Source organism: uncultured Paraglaciecola sp. (genome assembly GCF_937123705.1).
Taxonomy (GTDB): domain Bacteria; phylum Pseudomonadota; class Gammaproteobacteria; order Enterobacterales; family Alteromonadaceae; genus Paraglaciecola.
Genome location: NZ_CAKZKO010000008.1, coordinates 1 through 8,832, shown reverse-complemented (window position 1 = coordinate 8,832; position 8,832 = coordinate 1). Strand labels below are relative to the sequence as shown.

Below are 8,832 nucleotides of genomic sequence, written 5' to 3'. Positions count from 1 at the left end.
TACTTTTTTTGGCTGTAGCAAAAAAGTAGGTCGCATAGAAGGGATTCTATGTGAAACCTGCCACGGAGGGCAGTGCCGTTAGGGCATACAAAGCATGCGCTAACGCTTACAGGCATCTCGATAAGTGCTCCTGAGTTATTCTACCTTCCGCCATCCTTGGCGGTCGCTTGTCAGTTTTGACTCGAATCTTTTCGAGCCAGCTACTCTTTTGCAACAGCACAAAAGAGTAGCCAGAAAATGCCGCCGCTAATAAAGTTCTTTACTGCTAAAACTTTACAGGCGAAAAAAGCAGTGGCGGAGCCACCAAACAAAATAAAGCTCTATCGGCAGAGCCGATGCTCTATCTTTTGCTCTTCTCTCGAATGAATGCTCGCCGGTTATTGCGTCAATTTGGGAGGATAATCGCCAGGGATAGGCGATTAAGCGAAGCGCCGTCAGGAACGGCTCTGCGCGACCTGTCAAATTGAGGCAATAACTGGATGAAGAGCATTGTGTCGAGCGGCCTTTTTTGCCTACTTTTTTTGGCTGTTGCAAAAAAGTAGGTCGCACAGAAGGGATTCTATGTAACACCTGCCACAGAGGGCTGTGCCCGTTAGGGCTTAAAAAAGCATCGCATCGGGGATGATAATGAGAATACTGAAAGGCTCAAACCTCGTGACTCATACAAGCCTTTCTGGCAAGCTAGTCTACCTAAGTATTCTATTCATTTTTATAAGTGACTTCATGCAAGCAACTCTTGATTTGATGGCTGCATCGCCGGCCTTTTTTATAGGTTTTGTGTTTATTATCAGCTTGATGGTAGGCAGTTTTTTGAATGTGTTGATTTATCGTTTACCAGTGATGATGGAGCGGACGTGGCAAGCTGAAATTGCCGAATATAGTGCCTCCCAAGGACAATCTACGCCCAATTCCACTAAGCAAGAGACCTTTAATTTAGTTAAACCCGACTCAACCTGCCCTAAGTGCCAACATAAAATCAGATCCTGGGAAAATATCCCTGTAATAAGCTGGTTGTTGTTAAAAGGTAAATGCAGCCAGTGTAAAAACCCTATTGCTGTGCGTTACCCCTTAGTTGAATTAGCTACTGCTTTGTTATCCACTTGGGTGGCGTGGCATTTTGGCTTTGGTTTAGCAGGCTTTGCTGCTGTGGTGGCCACTTGGTTGTTGATTGCCATGACCTTTATTGATTTGGACACTATGTTATTGCCCGACCAATTAACGCTATCGTTATTATGGTTAGGCTTGTTATTAAGTATTGGTAGCCCTTTTGTTTCTAGTCACGATGCCTTGATAGGCGCGGCGGCGGGATATTTAAGTTTATGGAGCTTGTATTGGGCCTTTAAGTTACTCACCGGTAAAGAGGGCATGGGTTATGGTGATTTTAAACTACTAGCCGCCCTTGGGGCTTGGGTGGGTTGGCAACATTTGCCCGTGGTTATCTTATTATCTTCATTTGTTGGTGCGGTAGTGGGTATTACCTTACTCACAGTGCAAGGCAAAGATAAAAGTCAGCCTATTCCTTTTGGCCCTTATCTTGCCGCGGCAGGCTTTTTAACCTTGTTGTATGGTGATTGGATAGTGGCGCAATATTGGCAGTGGCTTGGTTTATGAGCCTATGAGTGATTTTGTAGTTGGCATAAGCGGCGGCATTGGCAGCGGTAAAACCACAGTCACTGATTTGTTTGCTGGGTACGGCATTGAGGTGATTGATGCCGATGTCATTGCCAGGCAAGTCGTAGAGCCAGGCACCCCCGCGCTAAAAGCCATAGTCGCTAAGTTGAGTGAGTCAGTATTGAATGATGCGGGTACTTTAGACAGAGCCAAACTGAGGACTCTGGTTTTTAAGGATCTAGCTCTTAAAGATTGGCTTAATCAGCTGTTGCATCCGGCTATTCGCGAGCAAATGTTACTACAAACCCAGCAGGCACAGTCGCCTTATTGCCTGTTAAGTGTGCCTTTGTTGGTTGAAGGAGGTCTTTATCAAGAGGTCAACAGAGTCGCTATTGTCGATCTTGATGAGCAAACACAAATGCAAAGAGCTTTGCAGCGTGACAAAACCAACCAGCAGCAAATTCGTGCCATTATGGCGGCGCAAGCTACCCGAGCGGAGCGACTAGCCGTGGCCGATGATGTGATTGATAACAGCGGCACTCCAGCAGATTTGGCACCGCAAGTTAAGCAATTACATCTAAATTATTTGCGACTTGCCAATCGAAGTTAAACTTTAGTCTATTGATTTGATTAAAAATTCTTTACAATGTTGGTCTAACATAGGTTTAAAAGTTTAATTTAGACAAACAGGTTGCCATGTCTCAAGCTATTTACGAATTTCCACTCAACGAAAAGGTACGCACTTATCTTAGGCTTGAGCAGTTGTTTAGGCAGCTTGAGCAAGGTAAAGCTGCCAGCGAAGATTGGCAGTATATTAACTTTTTGGACTGTTTATTTACTTTACTTGATTTGTCTGAGCGCATTGATTTGCGTAACGATGTATTAAAAGACATTGGATCACATGAAAAAAACCTAGTGATTTGGTCACAGCATCCAAATATTGATAAAGAAGCATTAGACTTTGCGCTGCAAAAAATCCTTCGATTACGTGAATCGTTGAAGAGTAACAAAAAGATTGGTGTTGAGCTCAAAGAAGACAAATTTTTAGCTTCTATTAGGCAGCGTTTTTCGATCCCTGGTGGCACCTGTAGTTTTGATTTGCCGAACTTACATTATTGGTTGCAGCAACCAAGTACTCACAAACAGAACGATATTAACAATTGGTTGCAAGAGCTGGTACCGATTCAGCAAGCGATTGAGATCACCTTGTCGTTTTTACGAGAAAGAGGGCGTTTTAGCGTGGTTGAAGCCGAGAGCGGCTTTTATCAAGGCATAGCCGAAGATAAAAACGAGTTGATCAGGGTATTATGTGCTACCGACCAAGGGCATTATCCTATGTTATCGGGTAATAAATATCGCTATGCGATTCGCTTTACTTTGTTTACTCCTACTATGCAAGGTAGCAGTTCAGTAGACACTCAGGTCAGTTTTAAGTTAGCAAGCTGCTAACGCCGCTATTTTTACCTTTATTTTAAATACTTATTCGAGAAAATCTCTATGACATCAGTCAATTGTCCTCAATGTAAAAAGCCAGTAGAGTGGATTGAAACTAGTCAGTATCGCCCATTTTGCAGTAAAAACTGCCAGTTAATTGATTTGGGAGAATGGGCCAACGAAGAGAAATCCATTCCTTGTGGCGCCAATAAAGATCAACAAACCACTAAATTACCTGACATCGATATTGAAGATATTGAAGCGATGTTAAGTGAACGGTCCGAAGATTTCTTTAAAGAATAGGCTTGTTCATCGCTATAATTAATTATTTAGATTAACCAAATCTAATTTAATTGTTTTAAACGATTGTTGGTTGAGGGTATCTTTAGGTCACTTAGTTTTATTAATGACTCAACGGAGAAAACACTATGTCAAACTCACACTTTACCGATAAATCAGGACAAGCTGTTCCAGATTGCACTTTTGCAGCCCGTGTTAATGACGAATGGACCAAACTCACCACAAACGAGCTGTTTAAAGGTAAAACCGTAGTAGTATTTTCACTACCAGGTGCATTTACCCCCACTTGTTCTTCTACTCATTTACCTCGTTACAATGAATTGGCCAAAACATTTAAGGCCAATGGCGTAGATGACATCCTGTGTGTTTCGGTTAACGATACCTTTGTGATGAACGCTTGGGCTGAAGATCAAGAAGCCGAAAATATCACCCTTATTCCCGATGGCAATGGTGAATTTACTGCTGGCATGGGGTTATTAGTCGATAAGTCAGAAATTGGCTTTGGCAAACGTAGCTGGCGATATTCTATGCTGGTAAAAGATGGTGTAGTAGACAAAATGTTTATAGAGCCTGACTTACCTGGCGACCCCTTTGAAGTATCAGATGCCGACACTATGTTGGCCTATTTGGCACCCCAAGCAAAAGCTTCAGTTGCTACAGCCGTTTTGACTAAGCCTGGTTGCCCTTATTGTGCCAAAGCAAAGGCTTTACTCGATACAAATGGCTTTGAATATCAAGAGTTGGTAATGGGTAAAGAGGTATCCTTTACCGCTCTTAAAGCACTATCTGGCAACGAGTCTTGGCCACAAGTTTTTATAGGCGGTAAGTTGATTGGCGGCTCAGATGACTTAGAGGCGTATTTTGAGTAACTTTTAATCAAAATAAAAATGGCGCTTCTTTGCGCCATTTTTTATGTTCATAGATTAGTAAATTAGCAAATAACTGGATATAGTAATGGGCTGTCAATTTATGAAGTTCATTTACATGAAGTTATTTCTACCGCTGCTTATCTTAACTGCTAGCGCTACTTCCGTTTTCGTTTCGGCACAATCTATAGCAACGCAATTTGATCAATTTGATGCCATATATAAAACCCAATTAGGGGCGACCCGTGGGTGTGAAACGCCTCAAAAGAATGTATTTAGAGTATGCTCTGACAGCTTAAAAAATGACGGCAATGCGCCTTTTATTTTGCATCACAACAAAGTGACTGAAAAGGTGGTGGTGTTATTTCATGGTTTAAGTGATTCGCCGTTTTTCTTTCGTTCGATAGCTAAGGCAATTCATCAGCAAGGTCATAATGTTGTTGTGGCGCTAATGCCTGGCCACGGTAAAAAACAAGCCGATGCTGATATGCAAGATCCACAATTGTCGGATAGATGGCGTGCTCATGTGTCTGAAGTGTTTGAGTACGCAGCAGGCTTAGGCGAGCAACGCTACTTTGGTGGTTTTTCTACCGGTGGGGTTTTAGCAACAGAATACATTTTACAAAACCCGGGCAAAGTAAAAGGATTAATGCTGTTTTCTGGGGCATTAGCTTTGGACTCGGGGGTTGAAAGTATTGCCAAAATTTGGGGAATTCAATGGGTAGCCAAATGGTTAGATGGGGAGTATAAAACTCAAGGGCTTAATCGTTATAAATACCCAGGGGTGGCATCTTTTTCGGCCATTGAATTAACGGAAGTTATCTTTTCGGTTCGCGAGCTTATTGAACAAGGGGCGCCTCTTAATTTACCTATTTTTTCTGCACATTCTGCGGCAGATGTCACCACCCCCATTCAGGGTGTTAAAGATTTGATGGCGGCAAACAAAGGGGTGAACCGGTTGTTTGAAATTCCATTAGATGTTGATGTGTGTCACGCAGATGTAGTGGTGAATCAGAAACAAGTCTCTGAGATGCAATTTGACGCATCAAAGTTAGAAGAAATAATGCCTTGTATGGTGCCTTTAGCTAATCCCCAACACGTAGAGATGTTGACGGCTTTACGTCAATTTTTAGCCACCTACTAATGAGTTTGAATAGTTGGATAGTATTACTTAGAGGCATTAATGTGGGTGGTAATAATATATTGCCCATGAAAAAGTTATCAGAGATGCTACTGGGTTTAGATTGTCAAAATATTCAAACTTATATTCAAAGTGGCAATGTGTTATTGCAGCACGGTGAAACAAATAAGCAAATTTTGTCACAGCAAATTTCCGAAAAAATTGCACAGGATTTTGGTTTTAAGCCGCAAATTCTGCTGTTAACACTCGCTCAATTTGAACAAGCAGCAATAAATAACCCTTATTATGAAGCTCAGTCTTCGCCAAAAACACTGCATTTGTTTTTTCTTGCTGAGAATGCCCTGCATGCGGATTTAGATAGCTTAACCGCTCTTAAAAAAGACAGTGAATCTTTTGTGTTAAAAGATCAGGTGTTTTATTTACATGCGCCTGATGGTATTGGTCGTTCGAAATTGGCCGAAAAAGTCGAAAGACACTTAGGCGTGCCCATCACAGCCAGAAATTGGAACACTGTGAGTAAATTACTTGCCTTAGCTAAGGGTAAATAATAGCGATGTGCGGTTGCATGTTACCTTTAGCGTTCTAAACGTGATTTTTTGTCTTTTAGGCTGCTTTTAATAAGCTTACCAAAGGCGCGATCTTGTTGATGAGATTGAGCGAGGGTCATGCTGTTTCTTGCTTGCTCTGCTAACATTTTTTGATAATTAGTTAATCTACGTTCCTCTAACTCACCTGCATTTAACGCTTGTACCACAGCGCAACCGGGCTCCGACTGATGCTGGCAGTCTTTAAATTTGCATTGCTGAGCAATAAGTTCGATATCCTCAAACACGGCCCTAACACCCTCTTCACAATCAGTCAGTTGTAATTCGCGCATACCTGGGCTGTCTAAAATTAAGCCTCCTGAATGGGTAAAGTATAACGAGCGACTAGTTGTAGTGTGCCTGCCTTTACTGTCGTCTTCCCGTATGGCTGCGGTGGCTGCTTGGGTTAAACATAGTGAATTGGTGAGTGTAGTTTTGCCTACACCCGATGAACCCAGCAACACCACTGTTTGCCCGACTTTGCACCAATCATTGAGTTTTTGTACATCGCTACTATCCAGCGCATTAAGTGAAATAACCAGTAAGTGAGGATGTTGCTGCTGTATTTGCTCGTAATAGGTTTGTAGCTGCTGCTCGTTTACCCTATCTGCTTTAGTTAGCACTAATACTGCCTCGACATCCGCCTCTTTGGCCAAGGCTAAATAACGCTCAATTCGGGACAAATTAAAGTCGTGATTACAAGAGCTAACAATAAAGGCCGTATCTACGTTTGCGGCGATAAGTTGGCTAGTGTTGGCACCGGGCGCTTTGCGTTGAAACAAACTTTGCCTGTCTAATCTAACTGGAGCAGTGGCTGGCTCAAGGGGAATGAGTAACCAATCTCCCACTGTGCTTTGTTGCATAGCAGGGAATTGGGCTAAGTCCACATTATGTTCACCGTTTTCACCTAGTAAAGTTAAGCGGTTTCTAAATACTTGGGTGACTCTGTAGGGCACAGTTTGCTCTAGTTCATCTAAGGTAAGTTGTTGATTGAAAACGGCTTTCCAACCCAATTGTTGTAAGGTGTATTGATTCTCAGGCATGCTTATCCCTGTTGTCTTTATAGATAGCCATTAAACAAAATAATTTCATTGCTGAATTAGCTTGCTAGTATACAGATAATTCAGCACATTCAAGCACTTGTGGGATAATTATGCAGCAGCAATACACACTTTACGGGGCTCCTTTGTCGTTGTACACAGGCAAGGTTAGGGCTTATTTGATTTTTAAAAATGTACCTTACCAAGAAGTGTTTTCTTCGCTTAAGGTTTATAAAACCATTCTAATACCGCAAACGGGTGTGCGGGTTATCCCTGTGCTAAAAACCCCACTAGGAGAATATTTACAAGATACCGCTCATATTATCGATACTCTTGAGCAAAATCATCCAGAACGCTCGGTAATCCCTAGCTCTCCTAAGCAAAAATTGGTCTCCTATTTATTTGAAAATTGGGCTGATGAATGGCTGGTGATCCCTGCTATGCATTATCGCTGGAACAAGGCTAATTTTCCCTTTATTTATCAAGAGTTTGGTAAGGTGGTTGCGCCGAATATGCCGGCTTTTATCCGCGCATTTATTGGTAAAAAATTAGGGGCTAAATTTAAGGGCTTTGTACCCCTATTAGGCATTACTCAAAAGAGTATTCCGGCTATCGAAGACTGGTATGAAGGCCATGTGTTAGCGCTTTTGGATAAACATTTTGGCAAGTATGATTATCTTCTCGGCAGTAAGCCCTGTTTAGGTGACTTTGGATTGATGGGGCCATTATTTGCCCATTTATACCGTGATCCTGCGCCCGGCGCTTTAATGAAAAAACTCGCTCCCAATCTAGCGAGATGGGTTGAGCGTATGAATCAGCCACAACAGGTTGAAGGGGCTTATTTATCCGATGATGAAATACCCGATACATTATTGCCTCTACTAAAGCGCATGTTTAAAGAACAATGGCCGATATTGATAAATACTGTTAAAAGCCTTGAAACTTGGAGCAAGGAAAATCCCCAAGCTCTGGAAGTGCCCCGAACCATAGGTGAACACCAGTTTACCATTGGCAATACCACCGAGAAGCGCGCTATTGGTACTTTCCATCAGTGGAAAGTACAACGAATACTAGACTGTTACCAACAATTCGATAACACTCAAAAGGCAGCCGTCGATGCTTTTTTACAACCCATGGGTGGATTGGCGAGTATGCAGATAAAAATTAACCAAAGAGTTGAGCGGGTGAACAATAAATTGGTGATAAGTGACCATTAATTTACAACCATGAAAGGAAAATATATGCACATAGTGTGCTCTCAATGCGGCGCAATAAACCGTATACCAGAAGCTAGAAATCATACTCAGGCAAAATGTGGCAAATGCCAACAAGCTGCTTATAGTTCGCATCCTGTGGAGTTGACCGACAACTCATTCTATCGCTTTGTAGAAAAAAATGACTTACCTGTAATAGTGGATTTTTGGGCCAGTTGGTGTGGGCCGTGTCAGGCTATGGCGCCGGTGTTTACTAATATTGCTAAGCAGTCTGAAAGTTTGTTGTTTGCAAAAGTGAACACTGAACAAGCGCAAAAAGTCTCTGCAGAGGCCAGTATTCGTAGTATTCCTACTTTGATCTTTTTTCATCAGGGTAAAGAAATTGACAGAATATCGGGTGGTTTAAGCGAATCACAGTTAAAAAACTGGATAATGCAGTGTCTGCAAAAGTTAGGTTAACGGCTATAAACAAACATGCGCTGGCGCTTACTGACCTCCATGTCATTTGCCCCTAGAATAAGCCATTTTTAGCTGAAACTTTACAGGCGAAAAAAGCAGTGGCGGGGCCACCAAAGAAAACAAAGCTTTATCGGCGTAGCCGATGCTCTTGATTTACCCTCGAATGAATGCTCGCCGACTATC

General features: G+C 42.2%; 10 protein-coding genes. 9 read left to right on the top strand and 1 reads right to left on the bottom strand.

Features of this window, described 5'->3' with window-relative positions:
* The first annotated feature begins 723 nt into the window (after positions 1-723).
* The 7 genes from Q0688_RS01255 (at position 724) to Q0688_RS01225 (ending at position 5,900) form a co-directional block, all read left to right on the top strand.
* Complete coding sequence (locus tag Q0688_RS01255) at positions 724-1,611, top strand: A24 family peptidase (protein ID WP_299072073.1); 888 nt, start codon at positions 724-726, stop codon at positions 1,609-1,611.
* A gap of 4 nt (positions 1,612-1,615) precedes the next feature.
* Positions 1,616-2,221, top strand: a complete 606-nt coding sequence (gene coaE / locus Q0688_RS01250) for a dephospho-CoA kinase (RefSeq protein WP_299072070.1) — start codon at positions 1,616-1,618, stop codon at positions 2,219-2,221.
* Between the two features lie 86 nt (positions 2,222-2,307).
* Positions 2,308-3,060 (top strand): cell division protein ZapD, encoded by a 753-nt coding sequence (gene zapD, locus Q0688_RS01245; protein WP_299072067.1) that lies wholly within the window; start codon positions 2,308-2,310, stop codon positions 3,058-3,060.
* 48 nt (positions 3,061-3,108) lie between these two features.
* Complete coding sequence (yacG, locus tag Q0688_RS01240; protein WP_299072064.1) at positions 3,109-3,348, top strand: DNA gyrase inhibitor YacG; 240 nt, start codon at positions 3,109-3,111, stop codon at positions 3,346-3,348.
* Between the two features lie 125 nt (positions 3,349-3,473).
* Positions 3,474-4,214 carry a glutathione peroxidase gene (locus Q0688_RS01235; protein WP_299072061.1) on the top strand — a complete coding sequence of 247 codons (741 nt, stop codon included), beginning with the start codon at positions 3,474-3,476 and terminating at the stop codon, positions 4,212-4,214.
* Positions 4,215-4,329: 115 nt separating this feature from the next.
* The gene (locus Q0688_RS01230) at positions 4,330-5,355 is read left to right on the top strand and encodes an alpha/beta fold hydrolase (RefSeq protein ID WP_299072058.1); all 1,026 of its coding nucleotides are present in this window, start codon (positions 4,330-4,332) and stop codon (positions 5,353-5,355) included.
* Entirely contained in the window at positions 5,355-5,900 is a 546-nt protein-coding gene (locus Q0688_RS01225; RefSeq protein ID WP_299072055.1) for a DUF1697 domain-containing protein, read from the top strand. The genes Q0688_RS01230 and Q0688_RS01225 overlap by 1 nt, the downstream gene beginning before the upstream one ends.
* 26 nt (positions 5,901-5,926) lie before the next feature.
* Here Q0688_RS01225 and rsgA read toward each other — a convergent pair whose 3' ends face one another.
* A complete protein-coding gene (gene rsgA / locus Q0688_RS01220) occupies positions 5,927-6,979 on the bottom strand; it encodes a ribosome small subunit-dependent GTPase A (RefSeq protein ID WP_299072052.1) in 1,053 nt (350 codons plus the stop codon).
* 110 nt (positions 6,980-7,089) lie between these two features.
* Between rsgA and Q0688_RS01215 the strand changes: the two genes are divergently transcribed.
* Together Q0688_RS01215 and trxC are read left to right on the top strand one after the other, a co-directional pair.
* Positions 7,090-8,193 carry a glutathione S-transferase family protein gene (locus Q0688_RS01215; protein ID WP_299072049.1) on the top strand — a complete coding sequence of 368 codons (1,104 nt, stop codon included), beginning with the start codon at positions 7,090-7,092 and terminating at the stop codon, positions 8,191-8,193.
* A gap of 24 nt (positions 8,194-8,217) precedes the next feature.
* The gene (gene trxC, locus Q0688_RS01210; protein WP_299072046.1) at positions 8,218-8,649 is read left to right on the top strand and encodes a thioredoxin TrxC; all 432 of its coding nucleotides are present in this window, start codon (positions 8,218-8,220) and stop codon (positions 8,647-8,649) included.
* Positions 8,650-8,832 lie beyond the last annotated feature (183 nt).